This window comes from Streptomyces sp. AC1-42W, from assembly GCF_003248355.1.
GTDB lineage: Bacteria > Actinomycetota > Actinomycetes > Streptomycetales > Streptomycetaceae > Streptomyces.
In genome coordinates this window covers 3,717,050-3,736,766 of sequence record NZ_QKWY01000001.1, presented here as the reverse complement: position 1 = coordinate 3,736,766, position 19,717 = coordinate 3,717,050, and the positions used below count along the sequence as shown (strand labels likewise).

Here is a 19,717-nt window from a genome sequence, read left to right as displayed (position 1 = left end):
GATGACGGACGACCATGCCCATGCTCCTCTCAGCTGTCTGGTGACCGGGGCCACCGGCTACATCGGCGGCCGGCTGGTCCCGGAGCTGCTGGCCGCCGGGCACCGGGTGCGGTGTCTGGCCCGGACCCCGGAGAAGCTGCGCGACCAGCCGTGGGCCGGGGAGGTGGAGACCGTCCGGGGCGATGTCACGGACGCGGCGTCCCTCGACCCGGCGATGGACGGCATCGACGTGGCGTACTACCTGGTGCACGCGCTGACGTCGGGCGCCGACTTCGAGGAGACCGACCGGCGGGCCGCCGCGGCGTTCGCGGAGCGGGCCCGGGCCGCGGGGGTCGGCCGGATCGTCTATCTGGGCGGGCTCACCCCCGAGGGCGTCCCGGAGCGCGAGCTGTCGCCGCATCTGCGCTCGCGCGCCGAGGTCGGCCGCATCCTGCTGGACTCCGGTGTGCCGACCGCCGCGCTGCGGGCCGCGGTCATCATCGGCTCGGGTTCCGCCTCCTTCGAGATGCTGCGCTATCTCACGGAGCGGCTGCCGGTCATGGTGACGCCGAGCTGGGTGTCGACGCGCATCCAGCCCATCGCCGTGCGCGATGTGCTGCGCTATCTGGTGGGCAGCGCCCGTATGCCCGCGGAGGTGAACCGCGCGTTCGACATCGGCGGCCCCGATGTGCTCACGTACCGCGACATGATGCAGCGGTACGCGGAGGTCGCGGAGTTGCCGCACCGGCTGATCCTGCCCGTGCCGATGCTGACGCCGGGACTCTCCAGCCACTGGATCGGGCTGATCACGCCCGTCCCTGCGCCGATCGCGCGGCCGCTCGCCGAGTCGCTGCGCTACGAGGTGGTGTGCCGGGAGCACGACATCGCGGGCTACGTCCCGGACGGGGCGGGGCAGCCGTTCTCGCTGAACACCGCGCTGCGGCTGGCGCTCCAGCGCATCCGGGAGGCCCGGGTGACCACCCGCTGGTCCTCCGCCGCGGTGCCCGGTGTGCCGAGCGATCCGCTGCCCACCGACCCCGACTGGGCGGGCGGCAGCCTGTACACGGATGTACGCGAACGTGCCGTGGACGCCTCGCCGGAGGCGCTGTGGCGGGTGATCGAGGGCATCGGCGGGGAGAACGGCTGGTACTCCTTCCCGCCGGCGTGGGCGGTGCGCGGCTGGCTCGACCGGCTGGTGGGCGGTGTCGGCCTGCGGCGCGGCCGGCGCGACACCGAGCGGCTGCGGGTGGGCGACTCGCTGGACTTCTGGCGGGTCGAGGAGATCGAACCGGGGCGGCTGCTGCGGCTGCGCGCGGAGATGCGGCTGCCGGGACTCGCCTGGCTGGAGATGTACGTGGAGCGGGACGGGCGGGGCCGGGTGCGCTACCGGCAGCGGGCCCTGTTCCATCCGCACGGGCTGCTGGGCCACGCCTACTGGTGGAGCGTCTCGCCGTTCCACGCCGTGGTGTTCGGCGGGATGGCGCGCAACATCGCCCGGGCGGCCGAGACCGGTACGTCACCCGGACGGGCGGTACCCGCGGTGTCGCCCTGAGCGTCGCGTCCGAAGGCGGCCGGGTGACGGCAGCATGGCTGTCCCCGGCCCCTTGGGAGTTGCGCCATGACCGTCGCGGTCGTCCTGTTCACCGCCGATCTCCGTCTGCACGACCATCCGCCGCTGCGCGCCGCGCTCGCGTCCGCCGACGAGGTCGTGCCGCTGTTCGTGCGGGACGACGCGATCGAGGCGGCCGGGTTCGGTGTGCCCAACCGGCGCGCCTTCCTCGCCGACTGTCTGCGCGACCTGGACGCCGGGCTGCGCGACCGGGGCGGCCGGCTCGTCGTGCGGTCCGGGGACGTGGCCGCCGAGGTGTGCGCGATCGCCGCCGAGACCGGTGCGGACGAGGTGCATGTCGCGGCGGACATCAGTGGCTACGCCCGTCGCCGCGAGGAACGGCTGCGCGCGGCGCTGGAGTCCGCCGGGCGCCGGCTGCGCGTGCACGACGGGGTGGTCACCGCGGTCGCGCCGGGCGCGGTGACGCCCGCCGCCTCGGACCATTTCGCCGTGTTCACGCCGTACTTCAGGCGCTGGTCCGGGGAGCGGCTGCGCGAGGTGTTCGGCGCGCCGAGGGCGGTCCGGGTGCCGAGCGGGCCCCGGTCGGAGGAGATCCCGGCGCGCGCCGCCGTGGACGGGGTGTCGGAAGGGCTGGCGGAGGGCGGTGAGCGGGCGGCGCGCAAGGCGTTCGCCGCGTGGCGGCGCGGTGGCCTGGAGGCGTACGCGGAGCGGAGCGACGATCTCGCGGCCGATGCCACCTCGCGCCTCTCGCCGCATCTGCACTTCGGCACCCTCTCCCCCGTCGAACTGGTGCACAGGGCGCGGGAGACGGGCGGCGCCGGGGCCGAGGCGTTCGTGCGGCAGCTGTGCTGGCGCGAGTTCCACCACCAGGTCCTCGCCGCCCGCCCGGCCGCGTCGCGCGAGGACTACCGGACCAAGCACGACCGGTGGCGCTCCGAGCCGGAGGCGGCCGCGGAGATCGAGGCGTGGCGGCGGGGGCGCACCGGCTATCCGGTGGTCGACGCCGCGATGCGCCAGCTGCGCCACGAGGGCTGGATGCACAACCGGGGCCGGCTGCTCACCGCCTCCTTCCTGACCAAGACGCTGTACGTGGACTGGCGCGTCGGCGCCCGGCACTTCTTGGACCTCCTGGTGGACGGCGACATCGCCGACAACCAGCTGAACTGGCAGTGGATGGCCGGGACCGGGACGGACAGCCGGCCCAACCGGGTGCTGAATCCGGTGGCGCAGGGCCGGCGGCTCGACCCGGACGGGGCGTACGTACGGCGCTGGGTGCCGGAGCTGGCCGCGGTGGCCGGGTCCGCGGTGCACGAGCCGTGGAAGCTGGCCGGGGAGGAGCGGGAGCGGCTGGAGTATCCGGAGCCGGTGGTGGAGCTGGCCGAGGGGCTGGACCGGTTCCGGCGTGCGCGTGGACTGGAGTGAGGGCGGTGGGCCGGGGCGCGGGGCCGCGTACCGCGCTGGTGCTGCTGTCGGCGGCGTCCGGGGCGGCGGACGCGTTCGTGTTCCTCTGCGTGGGTCAGGTCTTCGCCGGGGTGATGACCGGGAACCTGGTGCTGCTGGGGGCGGCGGCCGCCGGGGCCGGGGAGCACGGGGTGGCGCTGCGGGTGGTCACCGCGCTGGTCTCGTACGGGTGCGGGGTGGCGGGGGCGGCGCTGGCGGGCGAGCGGGTGTGGCGGCGGGTGCCGCTGATGCTGCTGGCGGAAGTGGTGCTGCTGGCGGCGGGGGCCTGGCTGTGGGCGGCCGGGGTGGTGGCGTCGGAGACGGAGCGGCTGGGGCTGCTGGTGCTGCTGGGGCTGGCGATGGGTATCCAGGGGCGGGCGCGGGCGACGCCCACGAACTACTTCACGGGCACGCTGACGTCGCTGGTGGGCCGGCTGGCGGGTGAGCGGGCGTGGCGCGGTGAGGACGGCTGGACCGCGGGGCGGCTGGCGGCGGCGGTGGCGGGGGCCGCGGTCGCGGCGCTGGCGGTGCGGTTCTGGCCGGCGTCCGGCGGGGTGACGGCCGCGGTGCTCGCGGGGGCGGCGCTCCTGGTGGAGGCCCTGGCGGCGGGAAAGGGGAAGCCCCGGCCGGATCGGGGGAATCCAGCCGGGGCGGCTTGAAGGCGGACGTTCGGAACATCGCCCGCATATAGGTGAACGATAAACCACTGCCTGGTGTTCCCGGCAGCCTCCCCCCTCGACTGTGATCCAGTGCACGGGCGCGCGCCGCGCGGAAGCCGGCCGCGCGCCCCCGCCCGAAAGCCGGTCGCACACCGCTCGACTTGCACCAACCGCCGTAAACAGCAAGGGTGTTCGAGAAAAGGTGGGCCATGGTCAGCCGCTGGCATATGCCGGATGCAAGAAGCCATCGAGTGTTGCCAAACCGCTTACGAGCCCCTTCCGGCTGTGCGAAAGTCGTATCCGGTCCACCCTTCGTCACTGGTTGTACCGCCCTGTATCGGAGTCCTCCATGCCGTCCCCCCGCTCTGCGGACCGCCCCGCACCACACCCGCCCGAGCGCGATGCCGTCGATGCCCTCATCGACCGGACGCGCCGGTTGCGCGGCGACGTGGACGCGGTACGGCGCGACGCCGCGCGCGTGGACGAGGCCGAGGACGACGCCCGGATGCGCTGGCAGCGGGCCCTGTGCGATCTGGCCGTGCACCACCTGGACGATCTCGGCGCCCACCTCGGCCAGCTCCGGGAGGGCCCGCCCGGGGAAGCCTCCGCGCCGCCCCCGCCCGAGGACGGCCCGGGGGCGGACCCGAAGGAACCCGCCGGCTCCCTGATCGGCCGGGTGGGCAGCGCCGAGTGGAATCTGCTCACGGACGAGGTCAGCTGGTCCGACGAGCTGTTCCGGATCTTCGGGCGGGCCCCGGAGGCGGGCGGGCTGACACTCGACGCGCTGCCCTCCCGGCTGCTCCCCGAGGACCAGCCCCTGCTCACCGCGCTCGTCACGGACTGCCTGGTGGACGGCAAGCCGATAGACGGCGAGTTCCGCATCAGGCACACCGACGGCCGGGTGCGCACCCTGCACATGCTGGGCGAACCCGTGCTCGACACGGACGGCCGCACCGCTTCCATGTGGGCCGTCCTGCGCGACGTCAGCGCCCTGCGCCGCAGCCAGCGCGCGGTGCGCCGCAGCCATGAGTCGCTGCGCCGCGAGGAGCACATCGCCGGCACCGAACGCCGGATCGCGGTGGAGCTGAAGGAAGCCGTGCTCCCGCCCTGGCAGACCTCCCTCCGGCTCCCCGACCGCGGTCCGGGCGCGCTGGACATCGCCGCCCACTATCTGCCGGCGGAGACGAACGCCCCGGTCGGCGGCGGCTGGTACGACGCCATGGAACTGCCGGACGGCAGGACCCTGCTCACCGTCGGCGATCTGACCGGCCACGGCATCCAGGCCACCTCCGCCATGGCCGTGGTCATGGGAGCGGTGCGCGGCATGGCGGTCGCCGGTGTCGCCCCCGGCCCCCTGCTCGGCCATCTCAATCAGTTACTGGAAACCTCCATTCAGCCGGCCCTGGGCAGCGCCGTGTGCTGCCGGTTCGACCCGGCGACCCGCACCCTGGACTGGGCGCAGGCCGGACACCCCGCACCGCTGCTCTTCCGCGCCGGCACCGCACGCCCGCTGCCCCCGCCGGACGGGGTGCTGCTCGGAGCCGCCTCCGGCGTCGTGTACGAGCAGGACGAAGCGCGCCTGCTCCCCGGGGACGTGCTGCTGCTGCACACCGAGGGACTGGCCCGTGACACCGCCGGACACGGCGGTACGCACACGGGTACGGGTACGGGTACGGAAAGGCTGCTCGGACTGGCCGCACGCTTCGCCGGGGCCCGTTCGGCACAGGAGTGCGTACGGGCCGTCGCCGAGGAGTTCGGCGGGATGGGACGACCGGACGACGCGTGCGTACTGATCGCCCGCGTCGGGGCATAGAAGTCGGGGCGTAGGAGAGCGAACTCCTCAGATCTCCGTGCTCCTCGGCTTCTTGGCGCGCTGCTGCTGGGGCAGTGAGATCTCGATCTCCTCGCGGAGGTCCTCGATCTTCGCGTAGCCCGCGTACTGGCCGGTGAGCCGGTACATCTCGCGCAGCCGGTCCCAGGTCCGGTGGGAGGAGGTCTCCCCCATCGAGACCAGGGCGAGCCGGGCGTAGGTGTCGGCCTGTTCCGGGTCGTCGGCGATGAAGCAGGCCGAGGCGAGCGAGATGTAGTCGAAGATCCTGGACCGCTGGCGCCCTCCGGCGCGCAGTTCCAGGGCCCGCTTGGCGTGCCGCTGGGCGATGACCGCCGCCGAGGGGTCGTGATCGGCGAGCGTCCGGAACGCCAGGGCCTGCATGCCGTGCATGTCGGCCTCGTCGAACATCTGCATCCAGCTGGGCGGGGGCACGTCGCTCCGGTCCGAGACGAAGAGCTCCTCCGCCCGGCCCAGGGTGCGCCGCATGGCCTGGCCCCGGCCCATGGACGCCTGCGCCCACGCCTCGATGGTGCAGAGCATCGCCTGGGTGCGGGGCAGAACGTCCTCGCCCGAGCCGGACTTGGCGAGTTTCATCAGGTCCAGCGCGTCGTCGGGACGGCCCAGGTGGACCATCTGGCGGGCCGCGCGGGACAGGGCCTCGCCCGCCCGCGGACGGTCGCCGCCCTCGCGGGCCGCGTGCGCGGCGATGACGAAGTACTTCTGCGCCGTGGGTTCGAGGCCGACGTCGTGGGACATCCACCCCGCCAGGACGGCGAGGTTGGCCGCGACGCCCCAGAGGCGCTGCTGGAGGTGGGCGGGGTGGCGGTAGGCGAGCATGCCGCCCACCTCGTTGAGCTGGCCCACCACGGCCTTGCGCTGGAGGCCGCCGCCGTGGGACGCGTCCCAGGCGCGGAACACCTCCACGGAGCGCTCCAGCGCCTCGATCTCCTCGGAGCCGATGGGTGCGGCCTCGTACCGGTCGAAACCGGCGGGGTCCGCGTGCACCGGATCGCCTGCGCGCGGGGCGTCGGCGGCCAGTACGGGGTCGGTGTGCAGCCAGTCGTGCATGGGGCCGGCGATGGTGGAGCCGGCGGCGAGCGCGGCGCCCGCGCTCACCAAGCCGCGTCGGTTGAGCATGAGGTCCATTCCCGTGAATTCGGTGAGGACCGCTGCCGTCCGTTCGGGCGCCCACGGGAGTCGGTCGGGATTGTCCTGCGTCCCGGCCTCTCGCCGCTTCCCCACACGCCCGCGCCGGCCGAACCCGAGGTCCTCGATGGTCACGACACGGCCGAGCCGCTCGGTGAACAGAGCAGCCAGCACTCTGGGCACGGGATCACGGGGGGACTCCCCCAGTTCGATCCAGCGCCTCACGCGCGAGGTGTCGGTGGCCAGTTGCGGATGGCCCAGGGCCGCCGCCTTCCGGTTCACCATTCTCGCGAGTTCGCCCTTGGACCAGCCGGCCAGGCCGAACAGGTCCGACAGACGGGTGTTGGGTTCTCCGGTCACGTCAAGCCCCCAGGTTCTCGGCTGTGTTGACACTAACCCCGGGTCAGATGCCTTTCGCCTATTCGCCAGGCTTCGCCAGGGCTCGCTATGTCGATACACACCCATGCGCTGTTGTAAGGTAGGAAAGCGCAACCCCGCCCGGCAGCCCTCGGTACTCCCCAGGGTGCCGAAGGGCCGCCGGTCGGGGTGGCGCACGCATCTTGTCGGCGCGCGAAGGGATCTGTCTCGCCCATGTACACAGCATCGTCCTCCGTGTCCGCCCCGCCCCGGCCGCTGCGTCCGCTCCAGGCGGGCGGCGGGCCGTACCTCGACCCGCGCGCCGCCGTCCCGGCCGCCGGTATCGGCCGGCCCCGGCGTCCGGGGGGGCCGGGCGTCCCCTCGCTCGGCGGCCGGCTGGACCTCTCGGGCCCGCAGGGCGCCCAGCTGCGCATGGTGATCGCGTCCGTGCACCGGATCTGCCCGGAGTTCAACCCGGTACAGGTGCTGCGGCGCAGCGGGCGTTCGGTGCTGCTCGTCGGTTCCACCGGACGGGCGACGGCGGTCGCGAAGTGTTTACTGGACCACTCCCCCGCGTGGTCGGAACGGTTCAAGCACGAGATAGCGGTATACCGGGCGTTCGTCCGGCACCGTCCGCCGGTCCGGGCGCCCCGGCTCATCGCCGCCGATCCGGAGAACTGCACGCTGGTCATCGAGCGGATGCCCGGCCGGGTGGCCGCGCTGACGAGGCATCCGTCCGAGACCCCGCCGCGCGCGGATCTGCGGGCCGTGCTCGGCGCGATCGGCCGGGTGAACGCCTGGCGCCCGCCGGCCGGACTGTTCGACGCGCCGCTGGACTACGCCGCGCGGATCACCCGGTACCACGAGCTGGGGCTCTTCACCGACCGGGACCTGGGCGACCTGCAGAAGCTGCTGCACGGGCTCGCCCACTCCGGCGGACGGCACGCCATGGGCCAGTTCTGCCACGGGGACGCGCTGCTGTCCAACATCCTCCTGTCGCCCACCGGTCCGGTGCTGGTGGACTGGGAGCACGCGGGCTGGTACCTGCCGGGCTACGACCTGGCGACGCTGTGGACGGTGCTGGGCGACGCCCCGGTGGCGCGGCGCGAGATCAGCAAGCTGGCGCAGGTGGCCGGTCCGGCGGCGCGGGACGCGTTCCTGGTGAACCTGATGCTCGTTCTGACCCGGGAGATCCGCAGGTACGAGACGGCCGTGCAGCGGGCGATGCGGGACGCCGGTCCCGCCAGGTCCGGCCAGGACCGTCCGGGCTCGCTCGCCCCCGGCGAGGAGCAGCGGCTGCTGCTGCGCCGGCTGCACGACGACTGCGCGATGGCCCGCAACGCCGTGCGGGCGGCCGTCGGAACCCGCTGACCATTTCCCCCCGCGGGGCGCGCCGCGGGCCCGGTGCCGACACACCGGTCCCGCGGCGCGCTGTTGTGTGTGCACGTCTGTGTGCGTGCCCGTGTGCACGTCGTCTGTGTGCATGTCCGTGTGCACGTCGCGGCGTCTCGGCGTGGGAAAACCGGGCCCTTGTCCCTCGAACGGGCGTACTCCGGTGTGATTAATCGCGGATGTGCGTGCCCCGAACGGAGCAAGGGTAGTGCTCGCGCCGACAGGACCGACGCGCGTGGCCCGCCACGCGCTGGCATTTCGGAAAGGCCGGACACACTCATGGCTCAGCCGTTCACCCTGCCGGACTTCTATGTTCCGTATCCGGCGCGCCTCAATCCCCATGTGGAGGAGGCCAGAGCGCACACGAAGGCGTGGGCGCGGTCCATGGGGATGCTGGAGGGGTCGGGGATCTGGGAGGAGAAGGACCTCGACGCGCACGACTACGCGCTGCTGTGCGCGTACACGCATCCCGACTGCTCGGCGGACGCGCTGTCGCTGGTCACCGACTGGTACGTGTGGGTCTTCTTCTTCGACGACCACTTCCTGGAGCTGTTCAAGCGGACCCCGGACCGGGAGGGCGGCAAGCGGTATCTGGACCGGCTGCCGGCGTTCATGCCGATGGAGCGCGGGGCGCCGATGCCGGAGCCGGAGAACCCGGTGGAGGCGGGGCTCGCCGATCTGTGGACGCGGACGGTGCCGGCGATGTCGGACGCCTGGCGGGAACGGTTCGCCGAGTCGACGCGCAACCTCCTCAACGAGTCGCTGTGGGAACTCGCGAACATCAACGAGGGCCGCATCGCCAACCCCGTCGAGTACATCGAGATGCGCCGCAAGGTGGGCGGGGCGCCCTGGTCGGCGGGGCTGGTGGAGTACGCGGCGGGGGCCGAGGTTCCGGAGGCGGTGGCCGGTGAACGCGCGCTGCGTGTCCTGCGCGACGCGTTCTCGGACGGTGTCCATCTGCGCAACGACCTTTTCTCGTATCAGCGCGAGGTGGAGGACGAGGGCGAGAACAGCAACGGGGTGCTGGTCCTGGAACGCTTCCTCGGCTGCTCGACGCAGGAGGCGGCCGAGGCGGTGAACGATCTGCTGACGTCCAGGCTCCAGCAGTTCGAGAACACCGCGCTCACCGAACTGGGCCCGCTCTGCGCGGCCAAGGGGCTGGACGCCGCACAGACCGCCGCGGTGCTGGCCTACGTCAAGGGCCTCCAGGACTGGCAGTCGGGCGGCCACGAGTGGCACATGCGCTCCAGCCGCTACATGAACGGCGGCGGTGCGGCCGAGGCCGCGCCCGGCTTCGGGATGTCCGCCGCGTCGATCCGGTTCACCCGGCGCTCGGAGTCGGCCCGGCGGCGCAGCCACAGCCATGTGCTCTTCCAGCACGTGGGCCCCTCCCTGCTGCCGGACTTCGACATGCCCTTCCGGACGACGCTCAGCCCGCACCTGGACGGGGCGCGCGAGCGGATGGTGGTCTGGGCGGACCGGATGGGCATCCTCGGGCCGCAGCCGGGGGTGCCGGGTTCGCACATCTGGGACGAGGAGCGGCTGCGGGCGATCGACCTGCCGCTGTGCGCGGCCGGTATCCACCCGGACGCCACGCCGGAGGGCCTGGACCTGTCCTCGGGGTGGCTGGCCTGGGGGACGTACGGGGACGACTGGTTCCCCGTGGTGCACGGCCGGACGCGCGATCTGGCGGGGGCCCGGCTGGCCAACGAGCGCCTGTCGCTGTTCATGCCGCTGGACGGCGGCCCGACGCCGGAGCCGGTCAACGCGCTGGAGCGGGGCCTCGGGGATCTGTGGGAGCGCACGGCGGGGCCGATGGACGAGGCCGGCCGGCACATGTTCCGCAAGTCGATCGAGGACATGACGGAGAGCTGGCTGTGGGAGCTGGCGAACCAGGCTCAGCACCGGATTCCCGATCCGGTGGACTACGTCGAGATGCGCCGCATGACGTTCGGCTCGGACCTGACGATGAGCCTGTGCCGGCTGGGGCACGGCCGGAAGGTGCCGCCGGAGATCTACGAGAGCGGCCCGCTGCGCTCGCTGGAGAACGCGGCCGCCGACTACGCGGCGCTGCTCAACGACCTGTTCTCGTACCAGAAAGAGATCGAGTACGAGGGCGAGGTGCACAACGGCGTCCTGGTGGTGCAGAACTTCTTCGGGGTGGACTACCCGACCGGGATGGCGATCCTGTACGACCTGATGAAGTCGCGGCTGCGGCAGTTCATCCATGTCGCCGAGAACGAACTGCCGGTGCTGTACGACGACTTCGGCCTCGACGCCGAGGCGCGGGAGACGCTGGCCGGCTATGTGCAGGAGCTGAAGCACTGGCTCGCGGGCATCCTGATCTGGCACCGGGGCTGCCGGCGCTATCGCGAGGAGGATCTGCGGCGCGGCACCGCGGCCCCGTGGCATCTGAACGGCCCGCAGGGGATGGGGACTTCGGCGGCGCGACTGGCGTCGCTGTTCGGCCCCCTGTCGGCGGCCGGCGTGTAGCGGTACGGGTGGGGCCCGCCGTGTTCGGTACACGGCGGGCCCGTCCCGGCCGGGCGGTGCGGGCTCAGCCCTGCTGGAAGAGTTCGGCGGGGAGCGGCTTCAGAAGGGTGTAGAGGTCGTCGGTGATGGGCCGGTCCCAGCTGGCGATGGTGACGAGCACCCCGTCGCTGCGGTCGAACTGCACACAGGAGATCCGGCTCTCGGAGAGCTTCACCCGGCGCACGATCAGCAGGTTGTCGCCCTGCATCACGGGCATGTCCTCGGTGCCGGTGACCTCGACCGGCTCGTCGTTCTCCAGGGCGAGCAGCAGCTGGGCCACCTCGAAGGGCACCTGTCCCTCCTCGGTCTCGCGCGCGGGCGAGCCCTCCGGGAGGTTGCCGATGATCATCGCGGGGCCGCGCCCGCCGAACAGGTCGTACCGCAGGAACACACCCTGGCAGCTGCCGTCGGGCGCGGGCAACAGACCGGCGCCGAGGTTTCCGGGCCAGTCACCGGGGTCCATGGCCAGGACGTCGAAGTCGGGGCCCGCGGGTGTGGCGGCGCTACGGCGGCGGAGGAAGGACATGCACACATGTTACGTGTCCCAGCTCACCTCGCCGAGCCGGACCCGGACCGGCATATGCCCAGGCCCGGCGGCACACCCGCGCACACCCGCGCACCCATGCCCGCGGGCACACCCTCAGCGGGTCCGGGACTCCGCCGCGAGGCGTTCCAGCACGGCGACGGCGTCGTCGGTGCGCCCGTACGGCACGAAGAGGTGGTCGTGGTGGTATCCCGCCACCACGTTGCAGCTGATCCCGGCGTCGGTGAGGGCGAGCGACACCGCGGCGGTCAGGCCCACCGCCTCCAGCGCCGAGTGCACCCGCAGGGTGATCCAGCCGGCCGCGTAGGTGTACGGCAGCCCGGCCGCCGCCGCCTCCGTCTCGGGGAGCACCAGGGTGAGCCCCTCGGTCTCCCGGACCGTGACGACGGGGTCGACGCCGTCGGGCAGGACGCCGTCCGGCACGGTGGCGTACACATAGCGGCCCGGCCGGCGCTCGGGGCGCAGCTCGCTCAGCAGGACTCGAAGATCGCTCTCGGGGGTCACACCGCCACGCTACCGGGCGTGGCACGGGCGCGGGCGTGAGCCATTCGGGCACGTCCCGCGTCCAACCGGTCACCGTGCGTGGCACGGGGCCGGGATCGCCCATAGCTTCGGCTCATGAGGAAACGACACATCACCCGCCTCGTGAGCATCGCGGCCGCATCGGCCGCCGGCCTGGCCGTCGCGGCCCCCTCCGCGCCGGCCGCCGGCGCGGGCGCCGCACTCGTGGTGTCGCCGGGGCAGTCCATCCAGGCGGCGGTGGACGCCGCGCGGCCCGGCGACACCGTCGTCGTCCGGCCCGGCACCTACCGCGAGAGCGTGCGGATCACCACGCCGGGGATCACCCTGCGCGGCTCCGGCGACGGCACCGTCGTCATGCCCGCCGAAGGCCGGGCCGCGTCCGGCGACGACTGCGCGGGGGCCGGCAACGGCATCTGCGTGCTGGGGACGCGGGACGCCACCGTGGACGGGGTGACCATCAGGTCCCTGCGCGTCACCGGGTTCGACCGCAGCGGCGTCTGGGCGTCCTGGACCGACCGGCTGACCGTGCGGTCGGTGACCGCCGACGCGAACGGCGTCTGGGGCATCGCCCAGCAGCGGTCCACCCGCTCCGACATCCGCGACAGCACCGCCCGCTCCAACGGCGACGCGGGCGTCTTCGTCGCCAACAGCGTGGACGAGGAGGGCGGCGCCACCGACACCGGCGGCACCCGGGTCCGGGGCAACACGCTGACCGACAACCGGATCGGGTTCACCGCGCGGCGGGTGCGCAACCTGTCGGTGCGGGACAACACCGTCACCGCCAACTGCAGCGGGATGTTCGTCGTGGGCGACGAGGGCACCCCGCAGGCCGGTGACATGGCGGTGCGCGCCAACCGGATCACCGGCAACAACAAGTTCTGCGCCGCCACCGACCGGCTGCCCGCGATCCAGGGTTCCGGGATCGTGCTGACCGGCGCCGCGGCCACCGAGGTGCGGTCCAACGTGATCCGCGACAACGTGGGCGACACCCCGCTGTCGGGCGGTGTCGTGCTGTTCAAGAGCTTCGTGGGCGCGAAGAACAACGACAACACCGTGAGCGGCAACGTGGTCCTCGGCAACCGGCCGGCGGATCTGGCCGACCGGGACACCGGCACGGGCAACCGGTTCACCGGCAATGTCTGCACGACCTCCGCACCGGCCGGGATGTGCTGACCGGTGACCCCCCGTACGAGGAGAAGCGAGACGGCATGACCACCGTGAGCACGACCCCCGGCACCACTCCCGTCCAGCCCCTTCCCACCCCGCAGCCGGCGATGCGGCTGCGCGAGATCGTGTTCGGCGCGGCCCGCTCCGCCGCCCTGCGCGCCTGCGCCCGGCTGGGCGTCGCCGACGCGCTGGGCGAGACGCCCCAGACCCCGGAGCGGCTGGCGGCGGCGGTGGGCACCGAGGCCGGCCCGCTGCGGCGGCTGCTGCGGGCCCTGGCCTGCTACGGCGTCTTCACGGAGCACGCCGACGGCACCTTCGCGCACACCGACATGTCCCGGCTGCTGCGCGAGGACGACCCGCACAGTCTGCGGGCCATCACGCTGTGGTGCACGGAGCCCTGGACGTGGCAGGTGTGGCCGCGTCTGGAGGACGCGGTGCGCTCCGGCTCCAATGTGTTCGAGGATGTCTTCGGCAAGGAGTTCTTCGACTACCTGCACCAGGACGCCCACGAGTCGGCGCAGGTGTTCAACGAGGCGATGACCACCTCCAGTGTGCAGTCGGCGCTGGACGTGGCCGCGCTGCTCGACCTCACCGGGGTCTCGGCGGTGGCGGACATCGGCGGCGGCCAGGGGCATGTGCTGGCCGGTCTGCTGGAGAAGTACCCGTCGCTCAGCGGCACCCTGATGGATCTGCCGGGCGTGGTCGCGCGGGCCGACGGGCGGCTGCGGGAGGGCGGGGCGCTCGCCGGGCGGGCGTCGATCGTGGCCGGGGACTGCCGCGAGGGCATTCCGGTGGCCGCCGACCTCTACATCATCAAGAACATCCTGGAGTGGGACGACGACAGCACCCGCCGGGCGCTGCGCGCCGTCGTCCGGGCGGCCCGGCCCGGTGCCCGGGTCGTCGTGATCGAGAACCTGGTGGACGACACCCCGTCGATGCGGTTCACCAGCGCGATGGACCTGCTGCTGCTCCTGAACGTGGGCGGCGCCAAGCACACCCGGCAGAGTCTGGTGGACCGGCTGTCCGACGCGGGCCTGCGCATCGACGCGGTCCGGCCGGTCAACGCGTATCTGCACGCGTTCGAGTGCGTGGTCCCGGACTGATCCGCGGGCGTACGCGTGACCGCCCCGGTCCGGCAGCTGCTGCCGGACCGGGGCGGTGTCCGTGGCTCACGCGGTGGCGCCGCGCTCCCAGCGGTAGAACTCCTGGGCCATGGCGTCCTTGGGCCCGCGCCAGGTCTCGGGGTCGTAGGGGCTGACGAAGGCGGTGAGCCGTTCGCTGATGGCCTTGAACTCCGGGTGCCCGGTCACCTTGGCGATCTCCGGGCCCGGTGGTTTCTCGGACTCGATCATGTGCAGGTAGACGTCGCCGAACTGGAACAGCTTGCGGCGGGTGACACCCACCAGGTGCGGCAGTTCGCTGTTGTCGGACGCGGCGAACAGCTCCGCGATGTCCGGGGCCGATCCCGGCGCCATCCGGGCGACGATCAGGGCGTGGTGCATGGGCGGGTGCCTTTCTGCTGCCCGGACCGGCCACCCGGCCGGGTGGCCGGTCCGGTGGCCGGTCCGCGGGGGCGGGTCAGTTGGCCGGGACGGCGGCGGAGCGGCGCTCGCGGTCGCGCTGCTCGATCTTCTGCCGGATCAGCTCCATCTGGATCTTGGAGTTCCGGTTGATGTTGTCGGTCATCCAGTCGTCGTCGACCGGTGCGTCGGGGCGCATCGCGAAGTCCTGCTGCCAGTGCATGCGGGTGCCGCCGGGCACCTCGGCGTACTGCCAGCGGATGTCCATGTGCTGGAACGGTCCGGGCTCGACGCGGCGGGCCCGGACGGTGCGGCCCGGACGGTCGGTGGTGCGCTCGGAGACCCAGCTCCACACCTTGCCGTTGTCGTCGGGGTGCATGGTCAGGCGGAAGGCGGTGCGCTCGCCGTCCCGTTCCAGGACCTCCACGGACTCGTACTCGCTGAACAGCTGCGGCCAGTTCTCCAGGTCGTTCGTCATCTCCCAGACGAGGTCCAGGGGGGCGGCGATGACGATCCCGTTCTCGGTGTGTCCGGACACGTCAGGCTCCTGTCATGAGGCTGTTGTTGACGAGGTCGAGGAATTCGCGGGGCGTCCTGCACCGGTCCGCGTCGGCCGGCAGCGGCCGGCCGTGCCGGTTCTCCAGTACGCCGACGATGCCGAGGAGGCCCAGCGAGTCCAGGCCGAACTCGTCGAAGGCGGTGTCGGAGCGGTTCTCCATCTCGCGGGGGTCGACGGAGAGTCCGGCACCCTTCTTCATCAGGGTGGCGAGCTCTTCGTACGTCAGTCGTTCGGTCATGAGGGAGTTCTCCTTCTCATGGGATGGGTTCACGAGGGGCGCCGCAGTACCAGGGCCGCGTTCGAGCCCATGAGGCCGCGGCTGAGGACGAGCGCGGTGCGCAGCTCGGCGGGGCGGGCCCGGCCGGTGACGACGTCGAGGTCGTGGCAGACCTCGAAGACGTTGGGCGTGGGCGGCACGAGGCCGTCCTCCATGGCCAGGACGGCGGCGGCCGCGTCCAGGACGGGCCCCCCGCAGTAGGCGCGGCCGATGCCCGTCTTGGGGGCGGTGACGGGGACGCGCCTGCTGTGCGGGCCCAGCGCGTCGGCCAGGGCCAGCGCCTCGGCCCGGTCGGCGGCCGGCGAGCCCAGCGCGTCCGCGAAGACGACGTCGACCTCGTCGGGTGCGCAGCCGGCCTCCCGCAGCGCGCCCTCGATGGCGTGGGCGAGGCCCTCGCGGGACTCCTCCCAGTGCGCGGCGGTGGTGAAGGTCGCGGTGTGGCCCGCGATCTCCGCCCGGACCCGGGCGCCGCGGTCACGGGCCGCCGACTCCTCCTCGACCACGAGCATCGCGCCGCCCTCGGCGGGCACGAATCCGCAGGCGTCCGAGGTGAACGGGCGGTAGGCCCGCGTCGGGTCGTCGGCCGCGCTCAGGTCGCGGTAGCCGAGCTGGCAGACCACGGAGTAGGGGGCGAGCGGGGCCTCCGCCGCGCCGACCACGACCGCGTCGGTGCCGCGCCGCACGGAGCGGTCGGCGTGCGCCAGCGCGTCCAGGCCGCCCGCCTCGTCGGCGGCCACCACCGCGCACGGTCCCTTGAAACCGCCCCGGATGGAGATCTGGCCGGTGCTCGCCGCGTAGAACCAGGCGATCGACTGGTAGGGGCCGACGTAGGTGGAGCCCTGGCCCCACAGCCGCTGGAGTTCGCGCTGGCCGAACTCGCCGCCGCCGGAGCCGGCCGCGGTGACCACGCCCACGCCGAACGGCCGGTCCTCGTAGTCGGCGCGGCCGAGCCGGGCGTCGTCCAGGGCCATGTCGGCGGCGGCCATGGCGAAGTGCGTGAACCGGTCGGTCTGGACGAGGTAGCGCTCCTCGATGAGCGCGACCGGGTCGAAGCCGCGGACCTCGCCCGCGATGCGCAGCGGCAGGTTCTCGCACCCTTCGCGGGTGACCCGGTCCAGGACGCTCATGCCTTCCTGGGTGCGCTTCCAGAAGGCTTCGGTGCTCGTGCCGTTGGGGGCGACGACGCCGATGCCGGTGACAACGGTACGCCGGGCCTTTCGGGTGCTCATCATGTCCTCCCTCGGGTCAGGGCCACCGCGGACTGGAAGCCGCCGAAGCCACTGCCGACCGACAGGACGCTGCGCAGCTTCAGCGGGCGGGCGGTGCGCGGCACGTAGTCGAGGTCGCACTCCGGGTCCGGGTTCCGGTAGTTCGCCGTGGGCGGCACCGTCTGGTTGACCAGGGCCAGGACGCAGGCGGCGATCTCTATCGCCCCGATCGCGCCGAGGGAGTGGCCCACCATCGACTTGATGGAGCTCATCGGCACCTTGCGGGCGTGGGCGCCGAGCGCGCGTTTGACGGCGGCGGTCTCGTGCCGGTCGTTCTGCTTGGTGCCCGAGCCGTGCGCGTTGACGTAGTCGACGTCCTGGGGGGCGATCCGGGCGTGGCCGAGCGCGCTCTCGATGGCCGCGGCCATCTCCAGGCCCTCGGGGGTGAGCCCGGTCATGTGGTAGGCGTTGCCGAAGGTCGCGTAGCCGGCTATCTCGCAGTACACGGTCGCGCCGCGGGCCCTGGCGTGCTCCAGCTCCTCCAGGACGAGTACGGCGCCGCCCTCGCCCATGACGAAGCCGTCGCGGCGGGCGTCGAAGGGCCGGGAGGCGTGCTCCGGGTCGTCGTTGTTGGGGGAGGTCGCCTTGATGGCGTCGAAGCAGGCCACGGTGATCGGGGTGATCGGCGAGTCCGACGCCCCGGCGACGCAGACGTCGACGCGTCCCTCCTCGATGGAGTGGAAGGCGTAGCCGATGGCGTCCAGGCCGGAGGTGCAGCCGGTCGAGACGGTCTGCACGGGGCCGTGCGCGCCGACCTGTTCGGCGACGGCCGAGGCCAGGGTGCTGGGCGAGAAGGCGCGCTCCAGGTGGCGGTCGGCCCGGCGGTGGTCCACGTCCCAGCGGGTGCCGTGCTCGCTGACGGCGACGTAGTCGTGTTCGAGGCGGGTGGTGCCGCCGACGGCGGTGCCGAGGGAGACGCCCATCCGCCACGGGTCGGTGTGCTCCGGGTCCAGTCCGGCGTCGGCGAGCGCCTCGCGGGCGGCGACCATCGCGAACTGCACATAGCGGTCCGCGCGGGCGGTGTCCTCGTCGTCCAGGCCGTGGGCCGCCGGGTCGAAGTCGCACTCGGCGGCGATCCGGGAGCGGAAGCCCGCCGGGTCGAAGAGGGTGATGCCGCGGGTCGCGGTGCGGCCGTTGGAGAGCAGGTCCCAGAAGGCCGGTGCGCCGATGCCGCCCGGTGCGACGACACCGACCCCGGTGACCGCCACGCGCCGGGTCATGAGGCGGCCTCGGTTCGTTCTGGCGGGGCACCCCGCTCGGCGGTCTCGGTCACCTCGGTGTCGACGTGGCCGAGTTCGGGGCGGGGTGCGAGCGGGCCGAGGTGGAAGACCATGCGGGCCTCGGTGTCGCCGACGTTGCGGAAGCGGTGGCGCACGTGCGGGGGGATGAGCAGGCCCTGGTCGGGGCGCATGGCGTGCGTCTCCCCGTCCAGGTCGACCTCCAGGAGCCCCTGCACGACGTACACGAACTCCTCCGAGTACGGGTGGTAGTGCTCGCCGATGCGGTCGCCGGGCTCGACGATGGCCAGCCCCATGAAGCCGCTGGTGGCGCCCACCGCGGTCGGGGTGAGCAGGGCGCGCAGGTCGCCTCCGCGCCTGCGGTTGGGCTGGGTCTCACTGAGGTCCACGATGCGTGGCCGGTGGGTGGTCATGTCTGCTGTTCCTCCTGGGCGCAGGGCGCGTTGTGTGACGGGTCGGGCGAGAACCCCCCGGATGCCGGAGCGCGGTTCAGGAATCCGCGGCCCTCCGGTCGGTGATCAGCCGCATCTCGGACCGGGCGAGGAGGCGGGCGGCGTCCTGGTCGTTGGCCGGGACGGTGCTCGCCGGGCCGTCCAGGAGCCGGGCCAGCCGGGCCGCCTTGCCGGGGCCGTGGATGCCGAGGGCCTGGGCGGGCTGTGCGTCGAGCGGGCCGCTCACCTCCAGGAGGCGGACGACGACGTCGTCGCGCTGGAAGATCGTGCTGCTGTCGATGACGCTGCCGGTGTCGTCGGCGGCCTCCTCGTCGTTGCCGGCCAGCAGCCGGGCCAGGGCCATGCCGCAGCCCTCCTTGGCCCGGTAGAAGACGGCGTGGCGGCGCAGGGTGCCGGGGTCGTGCCGGCCGGCCGAGACGTGGTGCACGGTGGGCAGGGCCGCGCGGGTGAAGAACATCCGGGCGGAGTCGGGGTCGGCGAGGTCCCGGTCCTGTTCGAGGTAGGGGTTGATGGCCTCCTCGACGGCGCGGATCTCGGGCTGGCGGGAGACGTGGCGCAGCGCGGCCATGAGGTCGCCCTCGACCTCGACGGCGCGGACGACCCGGTTGCCGTGCATGAACAGCGAGGTGCGGCGCAGCCGGGTGTGGTCGTCCACGCGGGAACGCGGCGACTCGTACTCGGCAAGGTGCTTGGCGACGATGTCCTCGGTGCCCGGCTTCACGGTGAAGGTGAGCGCGTGGCGTACGACGCCGTCGCCGAGGCGCGGGGAGGTCTGGAGGCTGCCCCTGACCGGGTCGGGGACGGTCTCGAAGCCCTTGCCGGTCTCGCGCAGGACGCTGAAGCGCAGCGAGCGGGTGTCGCGTACGCAGCTGTGCAGGGGCTGTACGGTCGCGACGTGCTCCTCGCTGTTGACCCAGGCGAGGAAGGGCGGGGCGCTCTCCCATTCGCTGGTGATCAGCCACTGCGAGGGGTTCTCGATGGACTGGCACAGCTGGTCGCTGATGTGGCCGGGGACGGAGGCGACCTGGTTGCGCATGTGCTCGTACGCCTCCAGGAACTGCTTCTGGGCGCCGTCGTGCAGGTCGAGCAGCAGCACGACGCGCAGCCTCGATCCGTCGAAGGCGGATTGTGAGATCCGTTCCGAGAGGGTGGTGGTCATCCGGGGACTCCTTGGACGCGGGGACGGGGACGCTCGCTGGGTCGTCTCCGTGACCGATCGTGAAACGCTGGTCCGCCCGACGCGAGATTTATGAACCGTTCAGGT

Annotated in this window: 18 protein-coding genes; 8 read left to right on the top strand and 10 right to left on the bottom strand. The window is 72.9% G+C overall.

The window, feature by feature from the left end; translation table 11 throughout:
• Position 1 precedes the first annotated feature (1 nt).
• The 4 genes from DNK56_RS17085 (at position 2) to DNK56_RS17070 (ending at position 5,461) form a co-directional block, all read left to right on the top strand.
• The gene (locus DNK56_RS17085; RefSeq protein WP_111334965.1) at positions 2-1,531 is read left to right on the top strand and encodes an SDR family oxidoreductase; all 1,530 of its coding nucleotides are present in this window, start codon (positions 2-4) and stop codon (positions 1,529-1,531) included.
• A 66-nt stretch (positions 1,532-1,597) separates the two neighbouring features.
• Positions 1,598-2,971, top strand: coding sequence for a cryptochrome/photolyase family protein (locus DNK56_RS17080; RefSeq protein WP_111334963.1), 1,374 nt, complete (start codon positions 1,598-1,600; stop codon positions 2,969-2,971).
• A 38-nt stretch (positions 2,972-3,009) separates the two neighbouring features.
• Entirely contained in the window at positions 3,010-3,648 is a 639-nt protein-coding gene (locus DNK56_RS17075) for a YoaK family protein (protein ID WP_111335918.1), read from the top strand.
• A gap of 349 nt (positions 3,649-3,997) precedes the next feature.
• Positions 3,998-5,461, top strand: coding sequence for a PP2C family protein-serine/threonine phosphatase (locus DNK56_RS17070; protein WP_111334961.1), 1,464 nt, complete (start codon positions 3,998-4,000; stop codon positions 5,459-5,461).
• 27 nt (positions 5,462-5,488) lie between these two features.
• Here the strand turns inward: DNK56_RS17070 and DNK56_RS17065 are convergent, their stop codons facing one another.
• Positions 5,489-6,985 (bottom strand): DNA-binding protein NsdB, encoded by a 1,497-nt coding sequence (locus DNK56_RS17065; protein ID WP_111334960.1) that lies wholly within the window; start codon positions 6,983-6,985, stop codon positions 5,489-5,491.
• A gap of 231 nt (positions 6,986-7,216) precedes the next feature.
• On the opposite strand from DNK56_RS17065, the gene DNK56_RS17060 reads away from it, so the two are divergent.
• Entirely contained in the window at positions 7,217-8,353 is a 1,137-nt protein-coding gene (locus tag DNK56_RS17060) for an aminoglycoside phosphotransferase family protein (RefSeq protein WP_111334959.1), read from the top strand.
• A 300-nt stretch (positions 8,354-8,653) separates the two neighbouring features.
• The gene (locus tag DNK56_RS17055; protein WP_111334958.1) at positions 8,654-10,867 is read left to right on the top strand and encodes a terpene synthase family protein; all 2,214 of its coding nucleotides are present in this window, start codon (positions 8,654-8,656) and stop codon (positions 10,865-10,867) included.
• A gap of 64 nt (positions 10,868-10,931) precedes the next feature.
• Here DNK56_RS17055 and DNK56_RS17050 read toward each other — a convergent pair whose 3' ends face one another.
• Entirely contained in the window at positions 10,932-11,432 is a 501-nt protein-coding gene (locus tag DNK56_RS17050) for a hypothetical protein (protein ID WP_018550733.1), read from the bottom strand.
• Positions 11,433-11,546: 114 nt separating this feature from the next.
• Positions 11,547-11,954: an ACT domain-containing protein gene (locus tag DNK56_RS17045; RefSeq protein WP_111334957.1), complete on the bottom strand. Its 408-nt coding sequence runs from the start codon at positions 11,952-11,954 to the stop codon at positions 11,547-11,549.
• 114 nt (positions 11,955-12,068) lie between these two features.
• Here DNK56_RS17045 and DNK56_RS17040 point away from each other — a divergent pair, with 114 nt between their 5' ends.
• Complete coding sequence (locus tag DNK56_RS17040; RefSeq protein ID WP_111334956.1) at positions 12,069-13,145, top strand: right-handed parallel beta-helix repeat-containing protein; 1,077 nt, start codon at positions 12,069-12,071, stop codon at positions 13,143-13,145.
• A 35-nt stretch (positions 13,146-13,180) separates the two neighbouring features.
• Positions 13,181-14,242: a methyltransferase gene (locus DNK56_RS17035; protein ID WP_111335915.1), complete on the top strand. Its 1,062-nt coding sequence runs from the start codon at positions 13,181-13,183 to the stop codon at positions 14,240-14,242.
• A gap of 66 nt (positions 14,243-14,308) precedes the next feature.
• On the opposite strand, the gene DNK56_RS17030 is transcribed toward DNK56_RS17035, so the two are convergent.
• The 7 genes from DNK56_RS17030 to DNK56_RS17000 form a co-directional block, all read right to left on the bottom strand.
• Positions 14,309-14,641 carry a TcmI family type II polyketide cyclase gene (locus DNK56_RS17030; protein WP_111334955.1) on the bottom strand — a complete coding sequence of 111 codons (333 nt, stop codon included), beginning with the start codon at positions 14,639-14,641 and terminating at the stop codon, positions 14,309-14,311.
• Positions 14,642-14,717: 76 nt separating this feature from the next.
• Positions 14,718-15,197, bottom strand: a complete 480-nt coding sequence (locus tag DNK56_RS17025) for an SRPBCC family protein (protein ID WP_111334954.1) — start codon at positions 15,195-15,197, stop codon at positions 14,718-14,720.
• Position 15,198: 1 nt separating this feature from the next.
• Positions 15,199-15,456: an acyl carrier protein gene (locus DNK56_RS17020; protein WP_111334953.1), complete on the bottom strand. Its 258-nt coding sequence runs from the start codon at positions 15,454-15,456 to the stop codon at positions 15,199-15,201.
• A 29-nt stretch (positions 15,457-15,485) separates the two neighbouring features.
• Positions 15,486-16,724, bottom strand: a complete 1,239-nt coding sequence (locus DNK56_RS17015; RefSeq protein ID WP_111334952.1) for a beta-ketoacyl synthase N-terminal-like domain-containing protein — start codon at positions 16,722-16,724, stop codon at positions 15,486-15,488.
• A complete protein-coding gene (locus tag DNK56_RS17010; RefSeq protein WP_111334951.1) occupies positions 16,724-17,983 on the bottom strand; it encodes a beta-ketoacyl-[acyl-carrier-protein] synthase family protein in 1,260 nt (419 codons plus the stop codon). The genes DNK56_RS17015 and DNK56_RS17010 overlap by 1 nt, the downstream gene beginning before the upstream one ends.
• The gene (locus tag DNK56_RS17005) at positions 17,980-18,414 is read right to left on the bottom strand and encodes a cupin domain-containing protein (RefSeq protein WP_018550719.1); all 435 of its coding nucleotides are present in this window, start codon (positions 18,412-18,414) and stop codon (positions 17,980-17,982) included. Before DNK56_RS17005 ends, DNK56_RS17010 begins: the two co-directional genes overlap by 4 nt.
• A gap of 76 nt (positions 18,415-18,490) precedes the next feature.
• Complete coding sequence (locus tag DNK56_RS17000; protein ID WP_111334950.1) at positions 18,491-19,612, bottom strand: SchA/CurD-like domain-containing protein; 1,122 nt, start codon at positions 19,610-19,612, stop codon at positions 18,491-18,493.
• Positions 19,613-19,717: the final 105 nt, after the last annotated feature.